Origin of the sequence: Pseudomonas helleri, from assembly GCF_009600315.1 — a bacterium.
In the GTDB taxonomy this organism is placed as follows: domain Bacteria; phylum Pseudomonadota; class Gammaproteobacteria; order Pseudomonadales; family Pseudomonadaceae; genus Aquipseudomonas; species Aquipseudomonas helleri_A.
Map to the genome: position 1 here is coordinate 25,166 of NZ_WIWC01000026.1, position 26,828 is coordinate 51,993.

The following is a 26,828-nucleotide window of genomic DNA, read 5'->3' on the forward strand; positions in this document are numbered from 1 at the left end:
GAGATCCGACATGCAAAAGATTCGTCGTGACGACGAGATCATCGTGATCGCCGGCAAAGACAAAGGTAAGCGCGGTAAGGTGCTTAAGGTTCTCGCTAACAACCGTTTGGTTATTGGTGGTCTGAACCTGGTTAAGCGTCATACCAAGCCTAACCCGATGTCGGGCGTACAAGGCGGTATCGTCGAGAAAGAAGCTCCACTGGACGCTTCTAACGTGGCCATTTTCAACGGCGAAACCAACAAAGCAGATCGCGTTGGTTTCAAAGTAGAAGAAGGCAAAAAAATTCGTGTCTTCAAGTCGACCCAAAAAGCGGTTGATGCTTGAACACTGCTAGGTAGATGAGACCATGGCACGACTAAAAGAGATTTACCGGAAGGAAATCGCTCCGAAACTTAAGGAAGAACTTAAGCTTTCGAACGTGATGGAAGTTCCGCGCGTTACCAAAATCACCCTGAACATGGGTTTGGGCGAAGCGATCGGTGACAAAAAAGTCATCGAGCACGCTGTAGCTGATTTGGAAAAAATCACGGGTCAAAAATGTGTAGTGACCTACGCTCGCAAGTCCATCGCAGGCTTTAAAGTTCGCGAAGGCTGGCCGATCGGCGTTAAGGTTACTCTGCGCCGTGAGCGTATGTATGAATTCCTGGATCGTCTGCTGTCGATCTCCCTGCCTCGGGTACGCGACTTCCGCGGCCTGAATGCCAAGTCCTTCGATGGTCGTGGTAACTACAGCATGGGCGTTAAAGAGCAGATCATCTTCCCGGAAATCGACTACGACAAAATCGATGCCCTCCGCGGTCTGGACATTACCCTGACCACCACTGCTCGGACAGATGATGAAGGTCGCGCCTTGCTGCGTGCTTTCAAATTCCCGTTCCGCAACTGATTGGAGTAGGACCATGGCTAAGATGAGCATGAAAAACCGCGAGCTGAAACGTCAGCTCACGGTTGCCAAGTTCGCCAAGAAGCGTGCTGAGCTGAAAGCTATCATCGTGGATCTGAACGCAAGTCCAGAAGCCCGTTGGGAAGCTCAAGTTGCTCTGCAAAAGCAGCCACGTGACGCAAGCGCTGCGCGCATGCGTAACCGCTGCCGTCTGACTGGTCGTCCGCATGGTGTTTACCGCAAGTTCGGCCTGGGCCGTAACAAATTGCGTGAAGCAGCAATGCGTGGCGACGTACCAGGTCTGGTTAAAGCCAGCTGGTAAGGCGCACAGGCAAAGTTGCCGCTGTCGGGGTCTAAAGATCCTGACAGCCGGTGACCTTGAATATGAATCAAGCCCCTATTGGGGCTTGATTCATTTCTGACGTGTGTCTAGAATGACCGGCTCGCCTGAGCCCGTGCTTTTTGAGCATTGAGTACTCGGCGAAAGTTGTAGCCGCAAGGCTAATTTTTTTTGTATCAGGAGCATCTAGCCCATGAGTATGCAGGACCCGTTAGCGGACATGCTAACTCGAATCCGTAATGCCCAGATGGCTGAAAAGTCCGTCGTAAGCATGCCGTCTTCCACGTTGAAGGTAGCTGTAGCCAAAGTTCTTAAAGACGAAGGTTACATCGCGGATTATCAGATCAGCAGCGAAACAAAACCTCTGCTGTCTATCGAGCTGAAGTACTTCGAAGGCCGTCCGGTTATCGAAGAAGTTAAGCGCGTTAGCCGTCCAGGCCTGCGTCAGTACAAGTCCTCCGATGATCTGCCGAAAGTTCGTGGCGGTCTTGGTGTGTCTATCGTCTCCACCAACAAAGGTGTGATGACGGATCGTGCTGCGCGCGCTGCCGGTGTCGGCGGCGAAGTTCTTTGCACTGTGTTCTAAGGGGGGATAAGCATGTCACGCGTCGCTAAGAACCCCGTTAAGCTGCCAGCTGGTGTCGAAGTAAAATTCGCCGGCCAACAGCTTTCGGTGAAGGGTGCCAAGGGCACTCTAGAACTGAACATCCATTCGTCCGTTGAAATTGTTGAAGAAGCTGGTGAGCTGCGTTTCGCTGCTCGCAATGGCGATCAACAAACACGTGCAATGGCTGGTACCACTCGTGCGTTGGTAAACAACATGGTCCAAGGCGTAAGCCAAGGCTTCGAGCGCAAGCTCCAGCTGGTCGGTGTTGGTTACAAAGCGCAAGCAAAAGGCACAGTGCTGAACCTGGCTCTTGGCTTCTCGCACCCAGTGGATTACGAATTGCCGGAAGGCATCACCGCTGAGACCCCAAGCCAAACCGACATCCTGATCAAGGGTATCGATAAGCAACTGGTAGGTCAGGTGGCCGCTGAGATCCGCGGTTTCCGTCCACCAGAGCCTTATAAAGGTAAGGGTGTACGTTACGCGGACGAAGTCGTCCGTCGTAAAGAAGCCAAGAAGAAGTAGGGCATAGCAAATGACCGACAAAAAAGTTACTCGACTGCGTCGCGCTCGCAAAGCACGTCTGAAAATGCACGAACTCGAAGTCGTGCGTCTCTGCGTGTTCCGCTCGTCTCAGCATATATACGCCCAGGTCATCTCGGCCGACGGCAGCAAAGTCCTGGCAAGCGCCTCGACTTTGGACAAAGAACTGCGTGATGGTGCCACTGGCAACATCGACGCGGCCACAAAGGTTGGCCAGCTGGTCGCTACGCGTGCAAAAGCCGCTGGCGTCTCGCAGGTGGCTTTCGACCGCTCTGGCTTCAAGTACCACGGCCGCGTGAAAGCGCTGGCTGAGGCTGCTCGTGAAGCTGGGCTGGAGTTCTAAGTTATGTCAAATAACGACCAAAAGCGCGACGAAGGCTACATTGAGAAGCTGGTTCAAGTTAACCGCGTAGCCAAAACCGTTAAAGGCGGCCGTATCTTCACTTTCACCGCGTTGACCGTGGTTGGTGATGGTAAAGGGCGTGTTGGCTTCGGCCGTGGCAAGTCACGTGAAGTGCCTGCTGCGATCCAGAAGGCAATGGAAGCTGCTCGCCGCAACATGATTCAAGTGGACCTGAACGGTACCACTCTGCAGTACGCCATGAAATCCGCCCACGGCGCTTCCAAGGTTTACATGCAGCCTGCTTCTGAAGGTACCGGTATCATCGCTGGCGGCGCTATGCGTGCTGTCCTCGAAGTTGCTGGTGTTCAGAACGTACTGGCCAAGTGCTACGGCTCGACTAACCCGGTAAACGTGGTTCACGCCACTTTCAAAGGTTTGAAAGCTATGCAATCTCCTGAGTCTATTGCCGCTAAGCGTGGCAAAAGCGTTAAGGAGATCTTCTGATCATGGCTACCGTTAAAGTAACGCTGATCAAAAGCATGACCGGCCGCATCCCTAATCACAAACTGTGCATTAAGGGTCTGGGTCTGCGTCGCATCGGTCACACTGTAGAAGTACTTGATACTCCCGAGAATCGCGGGATGATCAACAAGGCTTACTACATGCTGCGTGTAGAGGGTTAATCGATGAAACTCAATGATCTGAGTCCAGCGCCGGGTTCCCGTCGCGAAAAGCATCGTCCGGGCCGTGGTATCGGTAGTGGTTTGGGTAAGACTGGTGGCCGTGGTCACAAAGGTCAGTCCTCCCGCTCCGGTGGCACTATTGCTCCAGGCTTTGAAGGCGGTCAACAGCCGCTGCATCGCCGTCTGCCTAAGTTCGGTTTCGTTTCCCTGAAAGCCATGGATCGCGCAGAAGTGCGTTTGTCCGAACTGGCTAAAGTGGAAGGCGATATCGTTACTGTGCAGACCCTGAAAGATGCCAACGTGATCAACGTCAACGTACTGCGTGTGAAAATCATGCTGTCCGGTGAAGTGACTCGCGCTGTCACAATCGGCAAGGGAATCGGCGCCACCAAAGGTGCGCGTTCGGCTATCGAAGCAGCTGGCGGCAAGTTCGAGGAATAAATGGCTAAGCAAGGTGCTCTCTCAGCGCTCAGCAAAGGCGGGTTGTCCGAGCTCTGGGCTCGTCTGCGTTTTCTATTCTTGGCGATTATCGTCTACCGAATAGGCGCACACATCCCAGTTCCAGGTATCAACCCGGACCGGCTGGCGGACCTGTTTCGACAGAATGAGGGGACCATACTTAGCTTGTTCAACATGTTTTCCGGCGGTGCGCTGGAGCGGATGAGTATTTTTGCGCTGGGGATCATGCCGTACATTTCGGCATCGATCATCATGCAGCTTATGTCCGCTGTCAGCCCACAACTGGAGCAGTTGAAGAAGGAAGGTGAAGCTGGTCGTCGCAAGATAAGCCAGTACACCCGCTACCTCACTGTCGCTCTTGCTCTTGTCCAAGCCATTGGCATGTCCATTGGTTTGGCAGGGCAGGGCGTCGCGTTCACTGGTGATCTAGGCTTCCATTTCGTTGCAGTTACCACGTTTGTGGCCGGTGCAATGTTCATGATGTGGCTGGGTGAGCAGATTACTGAACGCGGAGTTGGCAACGGTATCTCGATGTTGATTTTTTCGGGTATCGTCGCCGGTCTTCCGAGAGCAATTGGGCAGTCTTTCGAGTCTGCGCGTCAGGGTGATATCAATATCTTCGCTCTGGTTGCTATCGGTTTGCTGGCAGTAGCGATTATCGGTTTTGTGGTGTTCATTGAGCGTGGTCAGCGTCGTATTGCTGTTCACTACGCCAAGCGTCAGCAGGGCCGTAAGGTGTTTGCTGCACAGACGAGCCACCTACCGCTGAAAGTGAATATGGCCGGTGTTATTCCGGCTATTTTTGCGAGCAGCATTTTGCTGTTCCCGGCTTCGCTGGGTGCCTGGTTTGGTCAGTCTGAAGGTATGGGCTGGTTGCAGGACATCTCGCAGTCGATCGCTCCTGGTCAGCCGTTGAATATTCTGCTGTTTAGTGCAGGGATTATTTTCTTCTGCTTCTTCTATACGGCGTTGATGTTCAATCCGAAAGACGTAGCGGAAAACCTGAAGAAGTCCGGTGCCTTTATTCCGGGTATCCGTCCAGGTGAGCAGTCGGCACGCTATATTGATGGCGTTTTGACTCGTTTGACTCTGTTCGGTGCTCTTTATATGACGGCCGTGTGCTTGTTGCCCCAGTTCCTGGTGGTTGCAGCAAACGTTCCGTTCTACCTTGGCGGGACCTCGTTGCTGATCGTTGTCGTGGTTGTTATGGACTTCATGTCCCAAGTACAATCGCACCTCGTTTCACACCAGTACGAATCCCTGATGAAGAAAGCCAACCTGAAGGGCTACGGCAGCGGAATGCTTCGCTGAAGTGTCCATAAGGTGATAGGAGTTGGTGATGAAAGTTCGTGCATCGGTGAAAAAGCTGTGCCGTAACTGCAAGATTATTCGCCGCGAAGGTGTTGTTCGAGTAATTTGCAGCGCGGAACCACGTCACAAACAGCGCCAAGGCTGAGTGTGATCTGTTTGAAGCCCAGCAGCTAGTGCGCTGCTGGGTTGATTATTTGTTATTACAGCGATATTATCTCGCGCCCTATTTCTTGGCTTCCGGGGCGTAGGTAGCTGTCAATTGGAGTCCCACTGAATGGCCCGTATTGCAGGCGTTAACATTCCAGATAACAAGCACACTGTTATCTCGCTGACCTACATCTATGGTGTTGGTCGCACTACCTCACAGAAAATCTGTGCGGATGCTGGTGTAAACCCAGCCGCTAAGATCAAGGATCTGAGCGACGAGCAGATTGAGTTGCTGCGTGGCGAAGTGGCGAAGTTCACCACTGAAGGTGACCTGCGTCGTGAAGTCAACATGAAAATCAAACGCTTGATGGACTTGGGCTGCTACCGCGGTCTGCGCCATCGTCGTGGTCTTCCAGTACGCGGTCAGCGTACCAAGACCAACGCGCGTACTCGCAAAGGTCCGCGTAAGCCGATCCGCAAGTAATCGCACCAGCGAATCGACAGGAATTTAGTCATGGCAAAACCTGCTGCTCGTCCTCGTAAGAAAATTAAAAAGACAGTGGTTGATGGCATCGCCCACATCCACGCGTCTTTCAACAACACCATCGTGACCATCACCGACCGTCAGGGTAATGCGCTTTCTTGGGCAACCTCCGGTGGTTCGGGTTTCCGCGGTTCTCGCAAGTCCACCCCGTTCGCTGCTCAAGTAGCTGCTGAACGTGCTGGTCAAGCTGCGCTGGAATATGGCCTGAAAAACCTTGACGTTAACGTTAAGGGCCCAGGTCCAGGTCGTGAGTCCGCTGTCCGTGCTTTGAACGGCTGTGGCTATAAGATCGCCAGCATCACCGACGTGACGCCTATCCCGCACAACGGGTGCCGTCCGCCGAAGAAGCGCCGCGTGTAATCCAGGAGACTGTAAAGAATGGCTCGTTACATTGGTCCAAAATGCAAACTGGCACGTCGTGAAGGCACCGATCTCTTCCTGAAGAGTGGTGTGCGCGCTATCGAATCGAAGTGCAATATTGAAGCTGCTCCAGGCATCCACGGCCAACGCCGCGGTCGCCAATCCGACTACGGTACCCAACTGCGTGAAAAGCAGAAGGTCCGTCGTATCTACGGCGTTCTCGAGCGTCAGTTCAGCGGCTACTACAAACAAGCTGCTGGCAAAAAAGGTGCAACCGGTGAAAACCTGCTGCAACTGCTCGAATGCCGCCTGGATAACGTCGTATACCGTATGGGTTTCGGTTCTACTCGTGCCGAATCTCGTCAGTTGGTATCGCACAAGTCGATCAGCGTTAACGGTCAAACCGTAAACGTTCCGTCCTACCAGGTTCGTGCTGGTGACGTGGTCGCTATCCGCGAGAAAGCAAAGAACCAGCTTCGCATTGTCCAAGCTCTCGATCTGTGTGCCCAACGTGGCCGCGTAGAATGGGTAGAAGTAGACACTGAGAAGAAGTCGGGCGTTTTCAAGAACGTTCCTGCTCGCAGTGATCTGTCCGCCGACATCAACGAAAGCCTGATTGTCGAGCTCTACTCCAAGTAAGGGCTAGAAAATAGGTGCATCCATGCAGATTTCGGTAAATGAGTTCCTGACACCTCGCCATATTGATGTGCAAGTTGTCAGTCCAACCCGCGCTAAAATCACTCTCGAGCCTCTCGAGCGTGGTTTTGGCCACACCCTGGGCAACGCGCTGCGACGCATCCTGTTGTCCTCAATGCCAGGCTGTGCAGTAGTCGAGGCCGAGATTGATGGTGTGCTCCACGAGTACAGCGCCATCGAAGGTGTACAGGAAGACGTAATTGAAATCCTGTTGAACCTTAAAGGTCTGGCTATCAAGCTGCACGGCCGTGACGAAGTTACGCTGACCTTGTCGAAGAAGGGTTCGGGGGTGGTTACCGCTGCCGATATTCAGCTGGATCATGATGTCGAGATCGTTAATCCCGATCACGTAATCGCCAACCTGGCGTCTAACGGCGCCTTGAACATGAAGCTCACCGTAGCTCGTGGTCGTGGTTATGAACCAGCAGACTCGCGTCAGAGCGATGAAGATGAAAGCCGCAGCATTGGTCGCTTGCAGCTTGACTCTTCGTTCAGCCCGGTTCGCCGTATCGCATACGTGGTGGAAAACGCCCGTGTCGAGCAGCGTACTAACCTGGACAAGCTGGTTATTGATCTGGAGACCAACGGTACACTGGATCCTGAAGAGGCTATTCGTCGTGCTGCAACCATCCTGCAACAGCAGTTGGCTGCATTCGTCGACCTCAAAGGTGACAGCGAGCCAGTGGTTATCGAACAGGAAGACGAGATCGATCCGATCCTGCTTCGTCCGGTTGACGATCTGGAACTGACCGTGCGTTCGGCCAACTGCCTTAAGGCGGAGAACATTTACTACATCGGTGACCTGATTCAGCGCACCGAAGTAGAACTGTTGAAGACTCCGAACCTGGGCAAGAAATCCTTGACTGAAATCAAGGACGTTCTGGCCTCCCGTGGTCTGTCCCTCGGCATGCGCCTCGACAACTGGCCGCCTGCAAGTCTTAAGAAGGACGACAAGGCGACTGCCTGATCGTCGTAATCACCGAACGTTGTGTTTGGTAAGGAATGAACCATGCGTCATCGTAAAAGTGGTCGTCACCTGAGCCGCACTAGCTCGCACCGCAAGGCTATGTTTCAAAACATGGCAGTGTCGTTGTTCGAGCACGAGCTGATCAAAACGACTCTGCCGAAAGCCAAAGAATTGCGTCGCGTTGCTGAGCCGCTGATTACTCTGGCCAAGATTGATTCTGTTGCTAACCGCCGTCTGGCTTTCGACCGTACTCGTTCGAAAGCTATGGTTGGTAAGCTGTTCAACGATCTGGGCAAGCGTTATGCAACTCGTGAGGGTGGCTACCTGCGCATCCTTAAGTGCGGTTTCCGCGCTGGCGACAACGCGCCTATGGCGTACGTCGAGTTGGTTGATCGTCCAGTTGGCGGTGAAGCTGTATCCGCTGAGTAAGACGTCAGTCTCTACAGAGAACCGGGCCTAGTGCCCGGTTTTTTGTGCGCGTCATTTTGCGATTGGTATTTTCTATCGGTCATCTAAGATCAATGCATTTGCCCGCATAGGGATCATGGTCAATACTCGTCCTCAGCCGATTAGCCGGCAGCATCAAGACTGACTGAGGAAGGATTAGCATGAGCCAGACCAAAACGCTTACGACCGCCAGCGGCGCCCCTGTTGCTGACAACCAGAACTCCCGATCGGCTGGGCCACGTGGCCCGCTGTTGCTCGATGATTTTCATCTGATTGAAAAACTCGCGCACTTCAACCGCGAAAATATTCCCGAGCGTCGCGTGCACGCAAAAGGTTCAGGGGCCCATGGCACCTTTACCCTGACCCGTGATATTGCCCAGTACACCTGTGCCAAGCTGTTCGATACAGTTGGCAAGCAAACGCCCACCTTTATGCGTTTTTCCACCGTAGGTGGCGAGCGCGGCTCCGCTGATACCGAGCGCGACCCGCGTGGTTTTGCGATCAAGTTCTACACCGAAGAAGGGAACTGGGACATCGTGGGCAACAACACCCCGGTGTTTTTCATCCGTGACCCGCTTAAATTTCCTGACTTTATCCACACTCAAAAACGTCTGCCGCAAAGCAACCTGAAAAGTGCGCAAATGATGTGGGACTTCTGGTCGCACTCTCCAGAGTCACTGCACCAGGTCACCATCCTGTTTTCCGATCGCGGAATACCTGATGGCTACCGCCACATGCACGGTTTCGGTAGCCACACCTATAGCTTGATCAATGCAGCGGGTGAGCGGCACTGGGTGAAATGGCACTACAAGACCAAGCAAGGCATTAAAAACCTGCCACCTGCTGAAGCTGCACGTCTAGCAGGTACCGATCCCGATTATGCACAGCGCGACTTGTTTGAAGCGATTGAGCGCGGTGATTTCCCTAAGTGGCGTGTCTGCATGCAAGTCATGACTGAAGCGCAAGCCGCGTCCCATCATGACAACCCATTCGATGTCACCAAAACCTGGTCGCAAAAAGACTTTCCGCTGATCGAAATTGGTGAGTTGGAGTTAAATCGCAACCCGTTGAACTATTTTGCTGAAGTTGAGCAGGCGGCATTCGGCCCAAGCAACATGATTCCCGGTGTGGGCCTGTCGCCAGACCGTATGCTGCAAGGACGGGTGTTCGCTTATGCGGATGCGCATCGCTACCGTGTGGGTACCAACCATCAGCATTTGCCGGTCAACGCACCACGTGTGCCTGTGCACACCTATCAGCGCGATGGATCGATGGCTTACGGTAACAACGGCGGCGCTGCACCGAACTATGAGCCTAACAGCTACGCCGATGCACCCAAGCAGGCGCCTCAATTTGCAGAGCCACCGCTGGCACTCAGTGGTGCAGCCGATCGTTACGACCACCGTGTCGACTCGGACTACTACAGCTATGCCGGTGCTCTGTTCCGGTTAATGAGTGACGAGCAGAAGGCCCTGCTGATCAACAACATCGCAGGCACCATGGCCGATGTTTCAAGTGATGTCGTCGAGCGTCAGTTGCAGCATTTTTACAATGCCGACCAGGCCTACGGTGAAGGCGTCGCCAAAGCGCTGGGCGTAACTGGGAACTAACTCTAAGTGAGAAGCAGAACCGCCCTCAATTGGGCGGTTTTTTGCGTTATTTAGGCTCATTTTCTATGCGTAATCGCTGTTTTATTGCGATTGATCCGTGACCTCTTGGTCGGCTTGGTTCAAACTACAGGCTTTCAAGCAGGGAGATGTGCGGCGATGCAAGGGCACCCGGACGTAATCGATTACCTCAACACGTTGCTCACCGGTGAGCTGGCTGCACGTGACCAATACTTTGTCCATTCCCGCATGTACGAGGATTGGGGCTTCACTAAGCTTTACGAGCGTATCAACCATGAAATGGAAGAAGAGGCACAACACGCTGATGCGTTGATGCGCCGGATTCTGATGCTCGAGGGTACGCCGCGCATGCGTCCCGATGATCTGGACGTAGGCACTACAGTGCCCGAGATGTTCGCCGCTGACCTGCGCCTTGAATACAAAGTGCGCGCAGCACTCTGTAAAGGCATTGCGTTATGTGAGCTGCACAAAGACTACGTCAGCCGAGACATGCTGCGTATTCAACTGGCAGACACTGAAGAAGACCATACCTACTGGCTGGAAAAACAGCTGGGCCTGATCAAGTCGATTGGTCTGCAGAACTACCTACAATCGCAGTTCTGATCGGCATAAGCCTCAACAAAAAGCCCCTGACATCTCTCGATGGCAGGGGCTTTTTCGTACCGCAATTTAAGCCTTGTCGCGAATCAACAGTGGCTTGAGGTAGAAGCCCGTATGCGACTGCTTCATCTCAGCTACTTCTTCAGGTGTCCCGGTGGCAATAATCTGCCCACCCTTGGAGCCGCCTTCCGGGCCTAGATCGACCAGCCAGTCAGCTGTTTTGATCACATCCAGATTGTGCTCGATCACCACCACCGTATTACCGTGATCACGCAAACGATGCAGCACATCCAGCAACTGTTGGATATCAGCAAAGTGCAGGCCGGTTGTGGGTTCATCGAGGATGTACAGCGTTTTGCCGGTATCACGCTTGGACAGTTCACGAGACAGCTTCACCCGTTGCGCCTCACCGCCTGACAGCGTTGTGGCGGATTGCCCCAGCTTGATATACGACAAACCTACGTCCATCAGCGTTTGCAGCTTACGCGCGAGCGCAGGCACGGCATCGAAGAACACACGGGCTTCTTCGATTGTCATCTCGAGCACTTCGTGGATGCTCTTGCCCTTGTATTTTATTTCAAGGGTTTCGCGGTTGTAGCGTTTGCTCTTGCACACATCACAAGGCACATAGATGTCAGGCAGAAAGTGCATTTCCACCTTGATCAAACCATCACCCTGGCATGCTTCACAGCGTCCGCCCTTCACATTGAAGGAAAAGCGCCCTGGGCCGTAGCCCCGCGACCGTGACTCAGGCACGCCTGAAAACAATTCACGGATCGGGGTAAACAGGCCGGTATAGGTCGCCGGGTTGGAGCGGGGTGTGCGCCCAATCGGGCTTTGATCAATGTCGACAACCTTGTCCAGATGCTCCAGACCTTTAATGCTGTCGTGTGCAGCGGCTTCCAACGTAGTAGCGCCATTCAAGGCGGTAGCGCTTAGCGGGTAAAGCGTGTTGTTGATCAGCGTGGATTTGCCCGACCCTGACACGCCAGTGACACAGGTCAGCAGGCCAATCGGGATTTCAAGATCCACATTGCGCAGGTTGTTGCCGCGCGCACCTTTGAGTGAAAGCGTCAGCTTTTTGTTGCGCGGTGTGCGTTTGGCTGGCACGGCGATTTTCACACGGCCAGACAAATATTTGCCTGTCAGCGAGTCAGGATGCGCCATCACTTCTGCTGGCGTGCCTTGTGCAACGATATGGCCGCCATGAACGCCAGCACCTGGGCCAATATCGACCACGTAGTCCGCCAGGCGAATAGCGTCTTCATCGTGTTCAACCACAATCACGGTGTTGCCGATATCGCGCAGATGTTTGAGGGTGCCCAGCAAGCGATCATTGTCGCGCTGATGCAGCCCAATCGAGGGCTCATCGAGAATGTACAACACGCCCACCAGCCCCGCGCCGATCTGGCTGGCCAGACGAATTCGTTGTGCTTCACCGCCGGACAATGTATCGGCGCTGCGATCCAGCGACAGATAATCAAGGCCCACATTCACAAGGAACTGGAGACGCTCGCGGATCTCCTTAAGGATTTTGTCCGCGATTTCACCGCGCCGTCCAGTAAGGCTAAGCGTGCTGAAATATTCGGTCGCATCGCCAATCGGCATGCTGGTTACGGCAGGCAGTGTTTTCTCGCCCACCCAGACGTGACGGGACTCGCGACGTAAGCGAGTACCACGGCAATCAGGGCAAGACTGGGTGCTCAAAAACTTCGCCAGCTCTTCACGCACGGTGGCCGACTCGGTTTCACGGTAACGCCGCTCAAGATTCGGCACGATGCCTTCAAAAGGATGAGCGCGTTTCACTATGTCGCCGCGATCATTCAGATAGCGAAAATCCACATTCTGCGAGCCGCTGCCATACAAAATGACTTTTTGCTTGTCGGCGGGTAACTCACCAAACGGTACTTCCAGACTGAAATCGTAATGCTTGGCCAGCGCTCCGAGCATCTGGAAGTAGTAAACGTTTCGTCGATCCCAGCCGCGTATGGCGCCCTCTGCAAGCGTCAACTCGCTATTGACCAGTCGCTTGATATCGAAAAACTGCTTTACCCCCAAGCCGTCACAGGTTGGACAGGCACCCGCAGGGTTGTTGAACGAAAATAGTTTGGGCTCCAGCTCACTGATCGCATGACCACAGATAGGGCAAGCGAAGCGTGCAGAGAAGATCATCTCTTCGCCAGGCTCGTCGTCCATCGGGGCGACGAGGGCAATGCCGTCGGCCAGCTTAAGAGCGGTTTCAAACGATTCGGCAAGACGTTGCTGCAAGTCGGCGCGTACTTTAAAGCGGTCAACTACTACATCAATCGTATGTTTTTTCTGCTTGTCGAGTTTGGGCAACTCGTCCAGCTCGCACAACTTGCCGTCAACGCGAGCGCGCACGAACCCCTGAGCACGCAGCTCTTCGAAGACAGAAAGGTGCTCACCCTTACGTTCACGGATCACCGGGGCCAGCAGCATCAATTTGCTGCCCTCAGGCTGCGCCAGCACCAGATCAACCATTTGGCTGACGGTCTGGGCTTCCAGCGGAATGTCGTGATCCGGGCAGCGCGGAATACCGACGCGGGCGTATAGCAAGCGCAGGTAGTCGTAAATTTCAGTGATGGTGCCGACCGTCGAGCGCGGGTTGTGAGAGGTCGACTTCTGTTCGATGGAGATTGCCGGTGACAACCCCTCGATGGTGTCGACGTCAGGTTTTTCCATCATCGAAAGAAATTGTCGGGCATAGGCCGACAGGGACTCGACATAACGGCGCTGGCCTTCGGCGTACAACGTGTCAAACGCCAGGGATGATTTGCCGGAGCCAGACAGTCCGGTGATGACGATCAGTTTGTCCCTTGGCAGGGTCAGGTCGATGTTCTTCAGGTTGTGGGTTCGTGCCCCACGTATCAGGATCTTGTCCACTGCGGCCTCGCTTGGCGGGCATTACGTAAACGAATGAGTATACGGTTCTGTGCGAAAAGTGTGCAGGCCCTTAATGGCACGATGTCATTAAAGGCCTTTTATAACTTTTACGTGACAAAGCGTCGCGGCTCTCTCGTGTGTGTGCTGTTAACCGATGGGACTGATAGAATCGCCGCCGGTTCACATGAGGTTTATCCATGCACGATCCCCACAGCGAACGCATGAGCAGCGGCGAGACCCGGGCAGCAAGCGGTCTGGCCCTTGTGTTCGCCTTCCGTATGCTTGGCATGTTTATGGTATTGCCGGTGTTGGCGACCTACGGGATGGATCTCGCCGGTGCGACGCCTGCCCTGATTGGCTTGGCAATTGGCGCATATGGTCTGACTCAGGCGCTTTTTCAGATTCCATTCGGTGTCATTTCAGATCGTATCGGTCGCCGACCTGTGATCTACCTTGGCTTGATCGTTTTCGCTCTCGGCAGTGTGCTGGCGGCTAACTCCGACTCGATTTGGGGCGTGATTGCAGGACGAATCCTGCAGGGTGCGGGCGCGATCTCCGCAGCAGTGATGGCGCTGCTCTCTGACCTGACCCGCGAACAGCATCGCACCAAAGCCATGGCCATGATCGGCATGACCATTGGTTTATCGTTTGCTGTCGCGATGGTCGTAGGGCCATTGCTGACCAGCGCATTTGGGTTGTCAGGCCTGTTTCTGGCTACCGCTGCAATGGCGCTGGTGGGTATTGTGATCGTGATGTTCATGGTGCCGCGCTCAACCGGCACCCTGCAGCACCGCGAATCGGGTGTGGCCAAGCAGGCATTGCTGCCAACGCTGCGCCATCCCGACTTGCTGCGACTGGACTTGGGCATCTTTGTATTGCATGCCATGTTGATGTCCAGCTTTATTGCTTTACCGCTGGCGCTGGTTGAGAAGGCCGGTCTGCCTAAAGAGCAACACTGGTGGGTGTACCTGACCGCGCTGCTGATTTCGTTCTTCGCCATGATCCCGTTCATCATCTATGGCGAAAAGAAACGCAAAATGAAACGAGTTTTGCTCGGCGCCGTGGGTACGTTGATGCTCACTGAGCTATTCTTTTGGCAGTTCGGCGACAGCTTGCGAACATTGGTGATTGGCACTGTGGTGTTTTTTACCGCGTTCAACCTGTTGGAAGCATCACTGCCTTCGCTTATCAGCAAGGTGTCACCGGCAGGCGGCAAGGGCACGGCTATGGGGGTTTATTCCACCAGCCAATTCCTTGGTTCAGCATTGGGCGGCATACTCGGCGGCTGGTTGTTTCAGCATGGCGGTTTGTCGGTTGTGTTCCTGGGAGGCGCAGGTCTGGCTGCACTCTGGCTGGCCTTTGCTGTTACCATGCGCGAACCACCCTATGTAACAAGCCTGCGCTTGCCGTTGTCACCTGAAGCGTTGCGCGAAGCAGGTCTGGCTGAGCGTTTGAAGGCTGTTACGGGCGTTACAGATGCAGTGGTCGTCGCCGAAGAGGCTGCGATTTATATCAAATTGGACACCGAACTATTGGATCGCGCGACACTCGAGCAGTTGGTTAACCCAGCGCCGACGTGCGAAGCCTAGGAGAACGTTATGGCCCGTGGGGTTAACAAAGTTATATTGGTCGGCACATGCGGCCAGGATCCCGAAGTTCGCTACTTGCCTAACGGTAATGCCGTGACCAACCTGAGTCTGGCAACCAGCGAACAATGGACTGACAAACAAACCGGCCAAAAAGTCGAAAAGACTGAATGGCACCGTGTATCGATGTTCGGCAAAGTCGCCGAAATCGCTGGCGAATACCTGCGTAAGGGTTCGCAGGTGTACATCGAAGGCAAACTGCAAACCCGCGAGTGGGAAAAAGACGGTATCAAGCGTTACACCACTGAAATCGTGGTCGACATGCAAGGCACCATGCAACTGCTGGGTGGCCGTCCACAAGGCGACCAACAGAACCAGGGCGGCGGTAACAACTACCAGCAGCCACAGCAGTCCGCTCCGCGTCAGCAGGCTCAACGCCCTGCGCCGCAGCAGCAACAGCAGCAGTCGCGTCCTGCACCGCAACAGCAGGCACCGCAGCCAGCTCCGGATTTCGACAGCTTTGATGACGACATCCCGTTCTAGGTCTTGCCTTGGGCTTAACAGCTTCAGCGTTACCTAAATAGCCCCAAGAGTTCTGCTCTTGGGGCTTTTTGTTTGCCTCAAAAATAATCCCCGTAAACGGGGATTATTTTTTACATAAACACAACCAGCCGTTTATTTTTCAGCGCTGTCCGGTAATGCATAAGCAATGATGTAATCACCTACGTCAGGGGAGTGGCTCATGCCCCCTGCAGAGATCACCACGTATTGTTTGCCGGTAACCGGTGATTTGTAGATCAGCGGTGCGGCGACTGCACCGACAGGCAAGCGGGCTTTCCACACTTCTTTACCGGTTGCCGAGTCGAGCGCACGCAGGTAGTAGTCTTGAGTCCCTGCAAAGAACACCAGGCCTGAGGCTGTTGAGGTTGGACCACCCAGTGTTGGCATGCCCAGCGGTATCGGCATGTGGGTTTTAATTCCCATAGGGCCGGTATCCTGGACGGTGCCCATAGGCACTTGCCACACCAGTTTCTGGGTATTGAGATCAATCGCACTCATGCTGCCGAACGGGGGTGTATTGCACGGCACGCCCAGTGGCGATTGCAGAATGTCGATTCTCACGCCGCCATAGATACCGGCGACTTGTGGGCGAATGGTTCCCATGAAACCGGGCACTTCGTCAGTCGATACTTTGAACTTGCTGGTGTCTTCCTTCGTCACCAGCGACATCCGCAGGGGCACACGCATGTCATTAACAAACATCATGCCTGTATTTTCGTCGATGGAAATGCCCCCCCAGTTCATGCCGCCCAACAAGCCTGGCCATTCGATGTACGGTTTCTCGGACGGAGGTGTAAACGGGCCTACGTAAACGGAGTCCTTGAACATGATCCGGCAGTACAGTTGATCGAAAGTCGTCACGCCCCACATGGACTTCTCAGTCAGTGGCTCAACACCAATAGTTGGCATTCCGATCGAAAACGGTTGAGTCGGTGACAGGTGCTCGCCTTCAGCAGCAGGTGAGGTTGGAACCGGACGTTCTTCAACTTCGGTAACAGGTTTACCTGTACGACGGTCCAGAACAAAAATATTGCCTGTTTTGCTGGTCTGGATCAAAACCGGCGTTTTCTCGCCGTCAGCGTTCTTCCAGTCATACATGACTGGCTGAGAAGGCAGGTCGTAATCCCACACATCGTGATGAACGATCTGGTAAACCCACTTGGCTTTACCGGTCGATGCATCCACAGCTACAACCGCCGAGCCATATTTTTCCTTGGCTGCGTTGCGATCACCGCCCCAGTAGTCCGGTGGGCCATTGCCAGTTGGCAGGTAGACCAGGTTCAACTCTTTATCGTAAGTAGGAATGGTCCATACGTTAGGCGTTTCCAGCGTGAACTGATGGTCGTCGGCAGTAGCGTCCTTACCCTCAGGTGCGCCTATGTCCCATGCCCAGATCAAATCACCGGTCAGCACGTCAAATGCACGCACGGCCCCTGAAGGCTCGCCCGCTACGATGTCACGCACCCAGCCGCCGACCACGGTCAGATGACCCATCACAACCGGCAGAGAGGTTGGGTGATAGCGTTTGCTCTTCTCGGTCGGGCCCATGCCTTTCTTGAGATCGACGTAACCGTTCTCACCAAAGCTCGAACACAGGGCGCCGGTGTGCGCGTCAAGCGCAAACAGACGGGCATCCACCGACGACACCAGAATGCGCTGACGGCATTGTTGGTCGTTGTCGTGCGAAGCCTTGACCTCAGCACTCAGGCTGTCGTCTTTATCGATGTCGTAATAACCCACGCCGCGGCAGGTGACGTGTTCTTCGGTTTTGGCTTTAGGGTCGAACTTCCAGATAGGCGCCCCAGTATCACCATCCAGTGCGGTGATCAGATTCTCCGGTGTGCATGAATACAGCACGTTGCCAATCTGCAACGGCGTGTTTTCGTCTACACCTGCGCCAGCGCCGGTCGTTCTGCGCCCGGTTCTGTATGTCCAGGCGACCTGAAGGTCCTTGACGTTTTCTGGGGTGATCTGTGTGTAAGGCGCAAACCGGGTACCCGATGCGCTGCGACCATAGTATTCCCAATTTTCAGGCGTATCGGCAGTAGGTTGCTTCGGCTCGGATACCTTCGACGCGACCACAGGATTTGAAATCGCACCGTGAGGGTAAAACGCAGCAATAAAGGTGGCGATCAACGCGGCAAACACCGCAAAGCCAAATCGGTTAGCCACGCGCTGAGTAGTCACGGATGTACCCGGGAACGTCGCGCCCACCCACAAACTAAGTGTCAGGATAATGGCTGGAACCACAAGGCGTGGCAGCAGTTCCCAATAACTGAACTGACCTACCTCATAAAATGCCCAGACGCATGTAGCAAGGAATATAAGTGCCGAAAATATAATGCTGAAACGTTTACGCCATAACAATAACGGGGCTAGTACCAAATAAGCCAACCCGGCTATTAGATAATAACTTGATCCGTCCAGAGCCAATAACAAGACCCCGCCGTATATCAATGTCAGTGCAACAGCAAAAACGAAGAGAGATAATACTATTCTCGCGAGCGAGCTTATTGCCCGTCTTTTAGTGGGTGATTGATGGTCATCCGTCATTTTCATGAATGCTCTATGGGTGAATACAAAACTGTTCGTCGTCGGTGCGAACAGCCCGGCCGAATGATTGATTCGGACGTAAATGGTTGGGCGTAAATCCTCTGGTACCTCGTCATTCAGGCATTAAAGCGCTGAAAACAAGGCCGTTACCCGGTGAGTCGGTTGCTGAATGCGCAGTTGCATGCAAAGGACTGAAGGTTCTACGAAACCTGGAGCGCAGCATCAGTGCTCTATAGGGGGGGGTTTATGACTTTGTTTGCGCCCAGCAGGCTTATTTTAATCGGAGGATGTCTCGAATAAATCCAGCGTATTGGAAAACAATATTGATGAAACAGTAACAATCAAGTCGCCATGAGCGACTCAATAGGTGCAGTACGTCATCGGTTCAGGTTCGTGATTGTTAGGCTCTGTACGTAAAGTATTGTCGCAAGCACCGCATAGCGCAGGCCAATGATACCATCGCCGCAAAACTTGTTGCGAGCTTGTCGAAGCGCGTCACGATGCGACGGTTCTCCTTCAGCCAGCCAAACATGCGTTCGATGATGTTGCGCTGCCGATATTTGGGGCGATCAAAAAGTCGAGGCAATCCTGGCTTGGTTTTGCGCTTCATGCTTCGCAACGGAATGACTGGCTGCATGCGATAACGATCACAATACTGGCGCAGCGCTTCAGCGTCGTAACCCTTGTCAGCCAGCAACCAGCGGCAACGCTTGCGTGGGCGACCGCGCAGGCTGGGTATGCAAGCCTGATCGAGTAGCGGTTGGGCATAGGCTATATCGCTGGCTTGTCCGCCTGACAACAGGAAACGCAGAGGCACACCATTGGCGTCGCACAGCATGTGAATCTTGGTCGTCAGGCCACCCCGGCTGCGCCCGAGCGCGTGGTCTTGCGGTTCTTCAAATCCCCTTTTTTCCCGGCACCTGATGAGGCCCGGGTTGCTCGTACGGCAGTGGAGTCGATCATCCATGTTTCCAAGTCAATCAAACCCTGCTCATTCAATCGGATATGAAGACGCTTGAGCATCTGATCAAAAGCTCCGCAATCACGCCATCCCCGGAACCGTTGATAGATCGTTGACCAAGGGCCTAATCGTTCGGGCATGTCTCGCCAGGCTGCGCCAGAGCAAAGCACCCAGAGAATACCGTTTAGCATCAGGCGATCATCGGCCCGAGGGCGCCCGGTGCGCTGATTTTTGGTGAAGATATCTGCAACCAGATCCCAGGCTGCGTCGGGGAGTTCATACCGCTTTGCCATCTTGGCCTCCTGGCTTTAATGGCGGTGTATTTTACAGAAAATCGTATTTCTTGGGTTTACGTACAGAGCCTAGTTCAAGAGCTGGCTTTAAGGCGAATTGTTACGAACGCACCAACAATGTTTCTTGCAGAGTTGGATGTATTCCAAAAAAGCGAATGCTTAAACTTATACGTTGCGACTAACGTCAGGCGACGTTATCCAATCCAGTCCTTACACCCTGACGCAAGCAGTTATAAAGCGACTTGCAAAGCAGCTTTGATCATCTGCGTTTTTTCAACGGAGCACCTTTCGAATGTTTTTTTCTTTCCGCGCGCTGACGACCAGCCTGTGCAGCGGTTTGTCGTTCTGTATGTTGGCCCCAGCTCCAGCGTTGGCGGATTCTACGAACTTGATGAGTCGCTCAACACTCACCGGCGATTGGGGAGGGGAGCGACAGAAGCTGCTCGACAAGGGGATTAAGCTGACGGGTGAATACAGCTCCGAGACGATTTCGAACCTGCACGGCGGAATAAAGCGCGGCACTCGCTATGCACAACAAATACGCATTGGCGCGCAGTTTGATCTGAGCAAGTTACTCGACACTCCGGATGCTGGCGTGGTGCAGATCATTATCAATGACCGTCGTGGCCATAGCGCCACGGAAGACTTGCTCGGTAACCGCTTGTCAGCCCAGGAAAACTATGGGGGTGAATACACCCGGCTGACCGAGTTCAGCTATCAACGCAATCTGTTTTCCAAAGACCTGTCGGCCAAGGTCGGATATATGGTCATGGGCACCGAATTTGGGGGCATGCCCATTTTGACCAACTTTGTGAGCGCCGGTTTTTGTGCACACCCGTTAACCATGTCCAGCGGCAGTGGATGGGGTAACTATCCGACGGCACACTGGGGGGGAGAACTGCGTTACGACGTTAACCCGTCTCTAACGCTGCAAACCGCTGTGTTTCAAGTCAACCCGGAGCACAACGCACGCCCTTCTGAAGCGTTTTCCATGCCCAGCAACGACACCACCGGGGCTATTTTGCCACTTGAGGCGATTTTTAATAATCATGCCTTTCTGGATGGTCAGTACAAAGTCGGTTGGTATTACGACACGTCCAATTACCAGAAAATTGGCAGCACAGAAAAGAGCAGCAACCGTACCGGGGCATACGTGTTGTTTGATCAGGCTATCTGGAAGGACGAGCAAGACCCTGAAAGCGTATTGCGCCTTTTCGGGCAAGCGGCCACCAGTAACGCTGCGACTTCACCGATGCGTCGTTGGTATTCGGTGGGTCTGGTCAAGCAGAAGCCCTTTGCAAACCGTCCCAAAGATACTATCGCCTTTGGTTATGGCCGCGCCGTGATCAATTCGCGCACGCGCGATGAGCAAGAAGCGGCTGCAATCAATTTTGGGGAGTCAGACATGATCGCCAGCCTCGACAACGGCGAGCAGATGCTTGAACTCAACTATGGCGCGCAAGTCACTCCCTGGCTGTTGGTGCGACCGGACATGCAGTACTACATCGAACCGGGCGCGTTCTTCGGTAAAAAAAGAGGAAACGCATTGGCTGTAGGGCTACAGATCAAAGCGACTTTTTAACAGACGGGCTGGCGCTTTGTGCGTTATGAACCTGAAAGCGCAGGCCATGAAGCGATCTCCGCGACTCAGGCAAGCACACATTGCCCATTGACCGTGCGCCACAGCTCGAGCGGATTGCCCTCCTGTAGTGCTTCAGGCATCAAGGCCGCAGGCAGGTCCTGATAACACACCGGCCGTAAGAACCTGTCGATGGCACTGGCGCCGACGGCGCTACTTCGACTGTCCGAACTGGCCGGGAACGGGCCGCCATGCACCATCGCGTGAGAGACCTCGACGTTGTTCGGATAACCGTTCACCAGGATGCGGCCCGCCTTGCGCTCAAGGACGGGCAGCAGTTTTCTGGCCAGCGAATGATCAGCGTTATCCAATTGCATTGTCGCCGTCAGCTGTCCTGACAGGTGCTCGGCGATCGCCAGCATTTCATTTTCATTCTTGCAGGCGACGATCAGCGAGCTGGGGCCGAATGTTTCGTCACCAAGCCGTTCTGTTGTGAGAAAGGTGGCTGCATCGGTTACGAACATTGTGGCCTGCGCGGCACTTGGTTTTTCTGCAGAGCACCCTTGCCCCAGCGTTGTAACACCGTTGATGTTGCCCATCTCCTCGATGCCCGCGAGGTAGGCATGATGAATGCCCGGCGTCAGCATGGTTGCTGCCGCCTTTTTACGCAGGGCGTCCAGGGCCGTGTTGCAAAACTGGGTCAGCGGCTGACCTTCCAGGGCAATCACCAAACCTGGATTTGTACACAATTGCCCGGCACTCATCGTCAGGGCCTCAACGAATCCACGGCCGATTTCGCTGGCGCGCATCGACAGCGCATGCGGCAACAGGAACACAGGATTGATGCAGCTCATTTCGGCGTACACAGGAATCGGTTCGCTGCGTTGCGCCGCTGTACGCATCAGCGCCAGGCCGCCTTGTCGCGAACCCGTGAAGGCGACTGCCTTGATCGCGGGATGGCTGACCAGAGACTGACCGAATGGATGACCGTCGCCGATGAGCAGGGAAAACACGCCCTCTGGCAAGTTGTGGGCAGCGGCGGCCTGTTGAATCACTTGGCCTACCAGTTCAGACGTACCCAAGTGCGCCTCGTGCGCCTTGACCACTATCGGGCAGCCAGCGGCCAGAGCTGCGGCGCTATCGCCGCCGGCAACCGAAAACGCCAAGGGAAAATTGCTTGCCCCAAATACAGCCACCGGGCCGAGCGCGATCTTGTGCAGCCTCAGGTCGGGGCGAGCGGGGATGCGCGTCGGCAACGCGCAGTCCAGGGTGGCGCCGAGGTAGTGGCCGTCGCGTACCACTTGGGCAAATAGCCGCAACTGGCTCACGGTGCGGCCCCGTTCGATGATCAGGCGCGCTGCCGGCAATCCGGTTTCGAGAGACGCGCGCCCGATCAGCGTGACCCCTAACGCCAGGATGCCCGTGGCGATCGCTTCCAGAAACTGAGCACGCTGTTCTGCCGTGGTCGCGCGGTAGCGATCGCAGGCCTGCTGTGCCATCGTGCAGGCTTGCTCAATGTCAGCGATACCGCCGACGCCGAAGTGAGGCCCCAGCGTTTCATGGGTGGCAGGATTGATTGCAGACAGCGATCCTTTGTCGCCAAGCACTGCCGACTGACCGATGAGCATTTTGCCGGTAATCATCATGTGTCCTATTGGTTGCTGTGCCATCGTCAGGCCCGATTTTTCTGAAATTGAAGTGCGCAGGCGGTTTGTTCTATGTGTAGCGGTAGCGGCCCAGCACAGCCTGCGGGTCCATCAAATACTGCATAGCCCTGCTGATTTTCTGTACCTCAGGGGCCGTGTACTTGCTGTAATAAGCTGCATTCACAGGCCCGACGCCATGCTCTGCACTGAAGCAGCCGCCGTTTTCGGACACCAGCTTATAAATGCCGCTACGCACAGCGACGACCTTGGCGATGCCGTACTGGGCGATGTGGGCGTGCGGCACCAGCACAATCAAATGGCAGCCGCCGTCGGCAAAATGGCCGAAATCGTAAAGCTGCAGCAGCGGATGTTCGCGCTGTAACCACTGTGCAGCCTGATCACGGAAAGCGACCAAGCGTGAGCGCGAAAACGCTACGTCGAACGAGAGTGGGATACCTTCCTTGGCGATGGCCAATGGCAGGTTGTCTCGCAGTGGCCAAAAGCTGCTGCTGTTTCCCAATACGGCGTCGTGAACCCGGCCGCTTTCATACAGCTCTTCCAGCACCTGTTCGGTTCGTTGCGCAAAAAGGCTGTGCAAGCCAGGCATGCTGCTGGCGATCTCAATCAGGGCATAGCAGCTTGCCGACGATTGGCCGAACGGGTGGCGCAGCGTGGGGAAGTTGCGCAACGTAATGGCGAGCGCCGCGTCGGAGATCACCTCAAACGCGCACAGCAGATCGCCAAATTGATGCTCGAAAGCCTGCAACACTTCAAGCGCTGTCCCATGGTCAGGCAAGGCCACAAATACGCTTTGCGTCGACTGATCGATGCGCTTGAGCTCAAGCGTCGCCGCCGTAATGATCCCGAAAGCACCACCGGTGCCGACAAACAATTGCTTGAGGTCAAGCCCGGTATTGTTCTTGCGCAAAGGGGCGAGCAGCTGCACCACGGTGCCGTCGTCATCAGCCAACACCACTTCGATGCCGAGCAGGTTATGACGCACGTCGCCATGCTTGAGCAAGCGGCTGCCACCGGCATTGGCGCCGATTAATCCGCCAATGGCCGGGTCGCTGCCGATATCAATAGGGAAATACAGCGAATGGCTTTCCAGTGTGCGATTCAGTTGTGACAAGAGTGCGCCGGCTTCGACAATCACCGTGCGATTCAAGGGATCAATCTCGCGCACTTGGCGCATGCGGGTAAGGGAGACGATCACTTGCTTGCCGGAGTTATCGGTGACCGCACCGCCCACCAATCCGCTGCGGTTGCCTTGGGCGACCAGCCGTATGCGATGGCGCACCGCTAAGCGCATAAGCACGCTGACAGAGTGGGTATCGCGCGGGAAGACAACCGCCGCCGCTTTGCCACGGCAATGAGCGACGTCGATTTCATAGGGTGCGCAGGCCGCGCCGGTCAGCAGCGACGCCTGCCCCAGCATTTCGGCGACTTCGGCCAGAAACGCGTCGAGCCCCGAGGCTTGTCGGTCCACGGTATGTTCCAGGTCGCTCATTGCGCCGCCACCATGCGTTTGAGCAATTGGCTGCGTACCAGCACCAGTGCGACCACCGACAATACGCCTCCCAGCAACGTGTTATGACGAAAAACCAGCGACACCGCGACGGCGATGGCAGCGCCAATCAGCAACATCACAGAGAGTTTTCGCACCAAAGCCTGATCGCTGCTGGTTTCGCCGATGAAACCGAGAGGCGAAAGCCGGGTAGCCCCCATGCCAATCACAAACACGCACGCCAGCACGGGTGCAGCACCCAGCTCCTGCCCCCACACTTGCAAGGCAGCGGTAGAGACCGAAGCCAGCAGGGCGCCAATCATCAGGTACAGGTCGACGCCCATTGCGATCCAATGCCCAGGGCGGTAATTGAACAGCCAGAACAGGTGCGCAATGCTGAGAATACCGCTGAGTACATACGCGGTCTCCCAGCGCACGCCTGCCTCCCCCGGGCCGAAGCGGCCGTACAGCAGGAATACGATGACCGGAATGAATGCACTGGCATTCGACAAATAGGCACGACCTAACTGGCTGACAGACATGCGGGTTTCCTTGAAGAGAGGTGCAATGAAATGCCTGAGTCCCGGGCTTAGCTCTTATGCCAGCGGAACATGAAGGTGGCGGCGGTGAGAAACAACGTGGTCCAACCTGCCATGGCCAACAAGGGCAGCCACAGCGAAGGCAAGGGGGCGCCGTCGAGCATCACTTGGCGCAGCACCGAGACAAATTGGTTAATCGGAATCACCGAGAGAATGTTTTTGATCCAGGCTGGCGCATCGTTCAACGGGATGGTCAGGTTGCCGAAGAACAGGGCCGGGTAATGGATCAGATGGCAAAGCAATTCGGTTTCCTTGACCGATGAGGTACGGCTGGCCAGCAGGGTGCCGAGGCACAGCAACATGGCACCGCCCAGCAGAATGACCGGCAACGCACGCAAGGACTGCACACTCCACAACGAGATGTCGATGCCGTACCCGTACCGCGCTACCAGCAGCAAGGTGCCGACAGAAATCAGCATCATGAGCACCCGCGACACGAGGATAGAGGCCAGAAAGACCAGCTTTGGCACTGGAAAGCAGGCGTAGATCTTGAGTGCATTGTGTTCACGCAAGCTTGCAATCGATAAGGCGGTGGACATGATGCCCAGTGACATCAAACAGATGACCAAAATGCCGGTTGTGAAAAACTGGCCGTAGTCGAAGGGCTTGGCGCCGGAGGCCGTATCTTCGAAACGCACCAGGTCTTTCGAGACAATCCCGCGCTTGGCCGCTGAGCACCTGACCGCGGCGATCTCGATCACGCGCGCCGCGGCCCGGACCGCCAGCTGACCCTTGAAGTCATAGCGCACCTGCAAGGGTTCGTCGCCAGCCGCAAAGACGATGCGCACCGTGTCTGCTGCGAGGGGGGCGGTGCTGCTGACGGTTGAAAAATTGGCCTTTACGGGATCTCCGCCAGCAAAGGCCTGCTGAATCGCCAACTGGCAACTGTTGTCCGAAGTGGCTTGGGCGTCAGCATCCAAAAACTGGATATTGACCGTGCCGAGTGAGCCAGGATGACCGAACGCCATCAGCATCACGGTCAGCAGCAGGATAGGAAAGGCCAGCGCCCAGAACAGCGCCGACTTGCTGCGAAAAAACCCCAGCAGCTCGTTGCGCGTCAATATCGCCAGTATGTTAAACATGCTGTTCTCCCTGAGCGCACAGGTGCAACATGTCGCGGTAATGGGTGGGGCCGAACTCAAAGTGCTGGAACGCAACATTGCCGATCAGGCGGCGTATCGACTGATCCAATGCTTGTGTGCCATAGACGCTGATTTCAGTGTTTGATGGCCTCGACAGCCGCAACGTGGCGCTTTCGCGTTCCAACTGGCGATAGATGGCGTTGACATGATCACTGTCGTCCAGTTGCAGATAAGCATGGAAGGCGCCGACCAGGCGGTTCTTCAATGCTTCTTTATCGCCTCGATACTCCACCCCGCCGTTACACACCCACACCACATCGCTGGCGGCATCCAGTTCTTCCTCCGAGTGGCAAATCATGATGATGGTCAGGCCCGCCAGGTCGTAGCGCAGCAGGTGTGCGACGCGCTCGATATACGCTCGGTCGAGCCCGGTAAACGGTTCGTCAAGGATTGCAATTTCCGGGCGGTGTGCCAGTGCCACGAACAAATCGAGCCGCTGCTTCTGGCCACGTGAGAGTGCCCGATAGGGAAGTGTGCGCAGCGCTTCGATATCCAGTGCCTGCGCCACCAGCGGGTCTTGCTTGCCGTACAGGGCCTGATGCAAATCGAGGATTTCCCTGACGTTCGACGAGTCTTCGTATTCGACCCGCTGCAATTGCACCCCCAACCGCTTGCGGTGCCGGGTGCTTTGCAGAAAACGCGACGCCGCAACCCCCAAAATCTGCGCCTCTTCCAGATGCGCCTGACGGAAGCCGAGCAAGGCTTCGATCAGGGTGGTTTTGCCTGCGCCATTGGGGCCGATGATGGCGGTATGGCGGCCGCGGCGGAACTGCAGGTCGCGGACCTCGAAGTGGAAACTGCCGGCGTTGACCCGGATAAGTTTGGCCCCCGCCGCATAGGGTTCATCCGTGCACGTGGGTGCCAACTGCACCTCACGGTGCAGGGCAGGTTCGGACAGCCCGTGTTTTTCGTCCGTCAGCAGAATTTGACTGTTCATG

The 26,828-nt window shown here is 55.1% G+C and carries 28 protein-coding genes and 1 pseudogene; 21 read left to right on the plus strand and 8 right to left on the minus strand.

The annotated features are described in order from the left end of the window. Positions 1–10 precede the first annotated feature (10 nt). The 18 genes from rplX (at position 11) to bfr (ending at position 10,562) form a co-directional block, all read left to right on the plus strand. Complete coding sequence (gene rplX, locus GHN86_RS15510; protein ID WP_003444369.1) at positions 11–325, plus strand: 50S ribosomal protein L24; 315 nt, start codon at positions 11–13, stop codon at positions 323–325. Between the two features lie 22 nt (positions 326–347). Next, the gene (gene rplE, locus GHN86_RS15515; RefSeq protein WP_153379984.1) at positions 348–887 is read left to right on the plus strand and encodes a 50S ribosomal protein L5; all 540 of its coding nucleotides are present in this window, start codon (positions 348–350) and stop codon (positions 885–887) included. A 13-nt stretch (positions 888–900) separates the two neighbouring features. Next, positions 901–1,206 carry a 30S ribosomal protein S14 gene (rpsN, locus tag GHN86_RS15520; protein ID WP_019409906.1) on the plus strand — a complete coding sequence of 102 codons (306 nt, stop codon included), beginning with the start codon at positions 901–903 and terminating at the stop codon, positions 1,204–1,206. 211 nt (positions 1,207–1,417) lie between these two features. Beyond that, positions 1,418–1,810 carry a 30S ribosomal protein S8 gene (rpsH, locus tag GHN86_RS15525; RefSeq protein WP_122782089.1) on the plus strand — a complete coding sequence of 131 codons (393 nt, stop codon included), beginning with the start codon at positions 1,418–1,420 and terminating at the stop codon, positions 1,808–1,810. Between the two features lie 12 nt (positions 1,811–1,822). Then, positions 1,823–2,356 (plus strand): 50S ribosomal protein L6, encoded by a 534-nt coding sequence (gene rplF / locus GHN86_RS15530; protein WP_016779180.1) that lies wholly within the window; start codon positions 1,823–1,825, stop codon positions 2,354–2,356. A gap of 10 nt (positions 2,357–2,366) precedes the next feature. Next, positions 2,367–2,717: a 50S ribosomal protein L18 gene (rplR, locus tag GHN86_RS15535; protein ID WP_122782088.1), complete on the plus strand. Its 351-nt coding sequence runs from the start codon at positions 2,367–2,369 to the stop codon at positions 2,715–2,717. Positions 2,718–2,720: 3 nt separating this feature from the next. Further along, the gene (rpsE, locus tag GHN86_RS15540) at positions 2,721–3,221 is read left to right on the plus strand and encodes a 30S ribosomal protein S5 (RefSeq protein ID WP_003186035.1); all 501 of its coding nucleotides are present in this window, start codon (positions 2,721–2,723) and stop codon (positions 3,219–3,221) included. Between the two features lie 2 nt (positions 3,222–3,223). Continuing rightward, positions 3,224–3,400, plus strand: a complete 177-nt coding sequence (gene rpmD / locus GHN86_RS15545; protein WP_003444363.1) for a 50S ribosomal protein L30 — start codon at positions 3,224–3,226, stop codon at positions 3,398–3,400. A gap of 3 nt (positions 3,401–3,403) precedes the next feature. Next, positions 3,404–3,841 (plus strand): 50S ribosomal protein L15, encoded by a 438-nt coding sequence (gene rplO, locus GHN86_RS15550; protein ID WP_003444362.1) that lies wholly within the window; start codon positions 3,404–3,406, stop codon positions 3,839–3,841. After that, positions 3,842–5,170, plus strand: coding sequence for a preprotein translocase subunit SecY (secY, locus tag GHN86_RS15555; protein WP_003444361.1), 1,329 nt, complete (start codon positions 3,842–3,844; stop codon positions 5,168–5,170). Between the two features lie 28 nt (positions 5,171–5,198). Then, positions 5,199–5,315 (plus strand): 50S ribosomal protein L36, encoded by a 117-nt coding sequence (rpmJ, locus tag GHN86_RS15560; protein WP_002555468.1) that lies wholly within the window; start codon positions 5,199–5,201, stop codon positions 5,313–5,315. A gap of 129 nt (positions 5,316–5,444) precedes the next feature. Further along, complete coding sequence (gene rpsM, locus GHN86_RS15565) at positions 5,445–5,801, plus strand: 30S ribosomal protein S13 (RefSeq protein WP_016779184.1); 357 nt, start codon at positions 5,445–5,447, stop codon at positions 5,799–5,801. A 30-nt stretch (positions 5,802–5,831) separates the two neighbouring features. Beyond that, a complete protein-coding gene (rpsK, locus tag GHN86_RS15570) occupies positions 5,832–6,221 on the plus strand; it encodes a 30S ribosomal protein S11 (protein WP_007924177.1) in 390 nt (129 codons plus the stop codon). 18 nt (positions 6,222–6,239) lie between these two features. Next, on the plus strand, positions 6,240–6,860 hold the full coding sequence (gene rpsD / locus GHN86_RS15575; RefSeq protein WP_003444359.1) for a 30S ribosomal protein S4: 621 nt from the start codon (positions 6,240–6,242) through the stop codon (positions 6,858–6,860). A gap of 22 nt (positions 6,861–6,882) precedes the next feature. Continuing rightward, positions 6,883–7,884, plus strand: coding sequence for a DNA-directed RNA polymerase subunit alpha (locus tag GHN86_RS15580; RefSeq protein ID WP_003176403.1), 1,002 nt, complete (start codon positions 6,883–6,885; stop codon positions 7,882–7,884). A gap of 42 nt (positions 7,885–7,926) precedes the next feature. Next, the gene (gene rplQ, locus GHN86_RS15585) at positions 7,927–8,313 is read left to right on the plus strand and encodes a 50S ribosomal protein L17 (protein WP_016779185.1); all 387 of its coding nucleotides are present in this window, start codon (positions 7,927–7,929) and stop codon (positions 8,311–8,313) included. Positions 8,314–8,492: 179 nt separating this feature from the next. After that, on the plus strand, positions 8,493–9,941 hold the full coding sequence (locus tag GHN86_RS15590) for a catalase (protein ID WP_153379982.1): 1,449 nt from the start codon (positions 8,493–8,495) through the stop codon (positions 9,939–9,941). 156 nt (positions 9,942–10,097) lie between these two features. Further along, positions 10,098–10,562: a bacterioferritin gene (bfr, locus tag GHN86_RS15595; protein ID WP_106116893.1), complete on the plus strand. Its 465-nt coding sequence runs from the start codon at positions 10,098–10,100 to the stop codon at positions 10,560–10,562. A gap of 66 nt (positions 10,563–10,628) precedes the next feature. Here bfr and uvrA read toward each other — a convergent pair whose 3' ends face one another. After that, the gene (gene uvrA, locus GHN86_RS15600) at positions 10,629–13,463 is read right to left on the minus strand and encodes an excinuclease ABC subunit UvrA (protein ID WP_323369405.1); all 2,835 of its coding nucleotides are present in this window, start codon (positions 13,461–13,463) and stop codon (positions 10,629–10,631) included. 197 nt (positions 13,464–13,660) lie between these two features. Between uvrA and GHN86_RS15605 the strand changes: the two genes are divergently transcribed. Together GHN86_RS15605 and GHN86_RS15610 are read left to right on the plus strand one after the other, a co-directional pair. Beyond that, complete coding sequence (locus tag GHN86_RS15605) at positions 13,661–15,052, plus strand: MFS transporter (RefSeq protein WP_153386883.1); 1,392 nt, start codon at positions 13,661–13,663, stop codon at positions 15,050–15,052. Positions 15,053–15,061: 9 nt separating this feature from the next. After that, positions 15,062–15,592: a single-stranded DNA-binding protein gene (locus tag GHN86_RS15610; protein ID WP_153379978.1), complete on the plus strand. Its 531-nt coding sequence runs from the start codon at positions 15,062–15,064 to the stop codon at positions 15,590–15,592. A gap of 132 nt (positions 15,593–15,724) precedes the next feature. Here GHN86_RS15610 and GHN86_RS15615 read toward each other — a convergent pair whose 3' ends face one another. Both GHN86_RS15615 and GHN86_RS15620 read right to left on the minus strand, forming a co-directional pair. Beyond that, positions 15,725–18,163 (minus strand): membrane-bound PQQ-dependent dehydrogenase, glucose/quinate/shikimate family, encoded by a 2,439-nt coding sequence (locus GHN86_RS15615; protein WP_153380005.1) that lies wholly within the window; start codon positions 18,161–18,163, stop codon positions 15,725–15,727. A gap of 400 nt (positions 18,164–18,563) precedes the next feature. Continuing rightward, positions 18,564–19,417: pseudogene (locus GHN86_RS15620) on the minus strand (IS5 family transposase). A gap of 292 nt (positions 19,418–19,709) precedes the next feature. Between GHN86_RS15620 and GHN86_RS15625 the strand changes: the two are divergent. Then, positions 19,710–20,999, plus strand: coding sequence for a carbohydrate porin (locus GHN86_RS15625; RefSeq protein ID WP_153379976.1), 1,290 nt, complete (start codon positions 19,710–19,712; stop codon positions 20,997–20,999). A 65-nt stretch (positions 21,000–21,064) separates the two neighbouring features. Here the strand turns inward: GHN86_RS15625 and GHN86_RS15630 are convergent, their stop codons facing one another. The 5 genes from GHN86_RS15630 to GHN86_RS15650 form a co-directional block, all read right to left on the minus strand. Then, positions 21,065–22,642 (minus strand): aldehyde dehydrogenase (NADP(+)), encoded by a 1,578-nt coding sequence (locus tag GHN86_RS15630; RefSeq protein ID WP_153386888.1) that lies wholly within the window; start codon positions 22,640–22,642, stop codon positions 21,065–21,067. Positions 22,643–22,712: 70 nt separating this feature from the next. Further along, positions 22,713–24,152 carry an FAD-binding oxidoreductase gene (locus tag GHN86_RS15635; RefSeq protein ID WP_153379972.1) on the minus strand — a complete coding sequence of 480 codons (1,440 nt, stop codon included), beginning with the start codon at positions 24,150–24,152 and terminating at the stop codon, positions 22,713–22,715. Next, on the minus strand, positions 24,149–24,691 hold the full coding sequence (locus tag GHN86_RS15640; RefSeq protein ID WP_153386894.1) for a permease: 543 nt from the start codon (positions 24,689–24,691) through the stop codon (positions 24,149–24,151). Before GHN86_RS15640 ends, GHN86_RS15635 begins: the two co-directional genes overlap by 4 nt. Before the next feature lie 47 nt (positions 24,692–24,738). After that, on the minus strand, positions 24,739–25,830 hold the full coding sequence (locus GHN86_RS15645) for an ABC transporter permease (RefSeq protein WP_153379968.1): 1,092 nt from the start codon (positions 25,828–25,830) through the stop codon (positions 24,739–24,741). Next, complete coding sequence (locus GHN86_RS15650; RefSeq protein ID WP_153379966.1) at positions 25,823–26,827, minus strand: ATP-binding cassette domain-containing protein; 1,005 nt, start codon at positions 26,825–26,827, stop codon at positions 25,823–25,825. The genes GHN86_RS15645 and GHN86_RS15650 overlap by 8 nt, the downstream gene beginning before the upstream one ends. Position 26,828: the final 1 nt, after the last annotated feature.

Excerpts from the sequence above, each read along its gene's own strand:
- rplX (WP_003444369.1), top strand. The coding sequence starts at position 11 with ATGCAAAAGATTCGTCGTGACGACGAGATCATCGTGATCGCCGGCAAA.
- rplE (WP_153379984.1), top strand. The coding sequence starts at position 348 with ATGGCACGACTAAAAGAGATTTACCGGAAGGAAATCGCTCCGAAACTT.
- rpsN (WP_019409906.1), top strand. The coding sequence starts at position 901 with ATGGCTAAGATGAGCATGAAAAACCGCGAGCTGAAACGTCAGCTCACG.
- rpsH (WP_122782089.1), top strand. The coding sequence starts at position 1,418 with ATGAGTATGCAGGACCCGTTAGCGGACATGCTAACTCGAATCCGTAAT.
- rplF (WP_016779180.1), top strand. The coding sequence starts at position 1,823 with ATGTCACGCGTCGCTAAGAACCCCGTTAAGCTGCCAGCTGGTGTCGAA.
- rplR (WP_122782088.1), top strand. The coding sequence starts at position 2,367 with ATGACCGACAAAAAAGTTACTCGACTGCGTCGCGCTCGCAAAGCACGT.
- rpsE (WP_003186035.1), top strand. The coding sequence starts at position 2,721 with ATGTCAAATAACGACCAAAAGCGCGACGAAGGCTACATTGAGAAGCTG.
- rpmD (WP_003444363.1), top strand. The coding sequence starts at position 3,224 with ATGGCTACCGTTAAAGTAACGCTGATCAAAAGCATGACCGGCCGCATC.
- rplO (WP_003444362.1), top strand. The coding sequence starts at position 3,404 with ATGAAACTCAATGATCTGAGTCCAGCGCCGGGTTCCCGTCGCGAAAAG.
- secY (WP_003444361.1), top strand. The coding sequence starts at position 3,842 with ATGGCTAAGCAAGGTGCTCTCTCAGCGCTCAGCAAAGGCGGGTTGTCC.
- rpmJ (WP_002555468.1), top strand. The coding sequence starts at position 5,199 with ATGAAAGTTCGTGCATCGGTGAAAAAGCTGTGCCGTAACTGCAAGATT.
- rpsM (WP_016779184.1), top strand. The coding sequence starts at position 5,445 with ATGGCCCGTATTGCAGGCGTTAACATTCCAGATAACAAGCACACTGTT.
- rpsK (WP_007924177.1), top strand. The coding sequence starts at position 5,832 with ATGGCAAAACCTGCTGCTCGTCCTCGTAAGAAAATTAAAAAGACAGTG.
- rpsD (WP_003444359.1), top strand. The coding sequence starts at position 6,240 with ATGGCTCGTTACATTGGTCCAAAATGCAAACTGGCACGTCGTGAAGGC.
- GHN86_RS15580 (WP_003176403.1), top strand. The coding sequence starts at position 6,883 with ATGCAGATTTCGGTAAATGAGTTCCTGACACCTCGCCATATTGATGTG.
- rplQ (WP_016779185.1), top strand. The coding sequence starts at position 7,927 with ATGCGTCATCGTAAAAGTGGTCGTCACCTGAGCCGCACTAGCTCGCAC.
- GHN86_RS15590 (WP_153379982.1), top strand. The coding sequence starts at position 8,493 with ATGAGCCAGACCAAAACGCTTACGACCGCCAGCGGCGCCCCTGTTGCT.
- bfr (WP_106116893.1), top strand. The coding sequence starts at position 10,098 with ATGCAAGGGCACCCGGACGTAATCGATTACCTCAACACGTTGCTCACC.
- GHN86_RS15605 (WP_153386883.1), top strand. The coding sequence starts at position 13,661 with ATGCACGATCCCCACAGCGAACGCATGAGCAGCGGCGAGACCCGGGCA.
- GHN86_RS15610 (WP_153379978.1), top strand. The coding sequence starts at position 15,062 with ATGGCCCGTGGGGTTAACAAAGTTATATTGGTCGGCACATGCGGCCAG.
- GHN86_RS15615 (WP_153380005.1), bottom strand. The coding sequence starts at position 18,163 with ATGACGGATGACCATCAATCACCCACTAAAAGACGGGCAATAAGCTCG.
- GHN86_RS15625 (WP_153379976.1), top strand. The coding sequence starts at position 19,710 with ATGTTTTTTTCTTTCCGCGCGCTGACGACCAGCCTGTGCAGCGGTTTG.
- GHN86_RS15630 (WP_153386888.1), bottom strand. The coding sequence starts at position 22,642 with ATGATGATTACCGGCAAAATGCTCATCGGTCAGTCGGCAGTGCTTGGC.
- GHN86_RS15635 (WP_153379972.1), bottom strand. The coding sequence starts at position 24,152 with ATGAGCGACCTGGAACATACCGTGGACCGACAAGCCTCGGGGCTCGAC.
- GHN86_RS15640 (WP_153386894.1), bottom strand. The coding sequence starts at position 24,691 with ATGTCTGTCAGCCAGTTAGGTCGTGCCTATTTGTCGAATGCCAGTGCA.
- GHN86_RS15645 (WP_153379968.1), bottom strand. The coding sequence starts at position 25,830 with ATGTTTAACATACTGGCGATATTGACGCGCAACGAGCTGCTGGGGTTT.
- GHN86_RS15650 (WP_153379966.1), bottom strand. The coding sequence starts at position 26,827 with ATGAACAGTCAAATTCTGCTGACGGACGAAAAACACGGGCTGTCCGAA.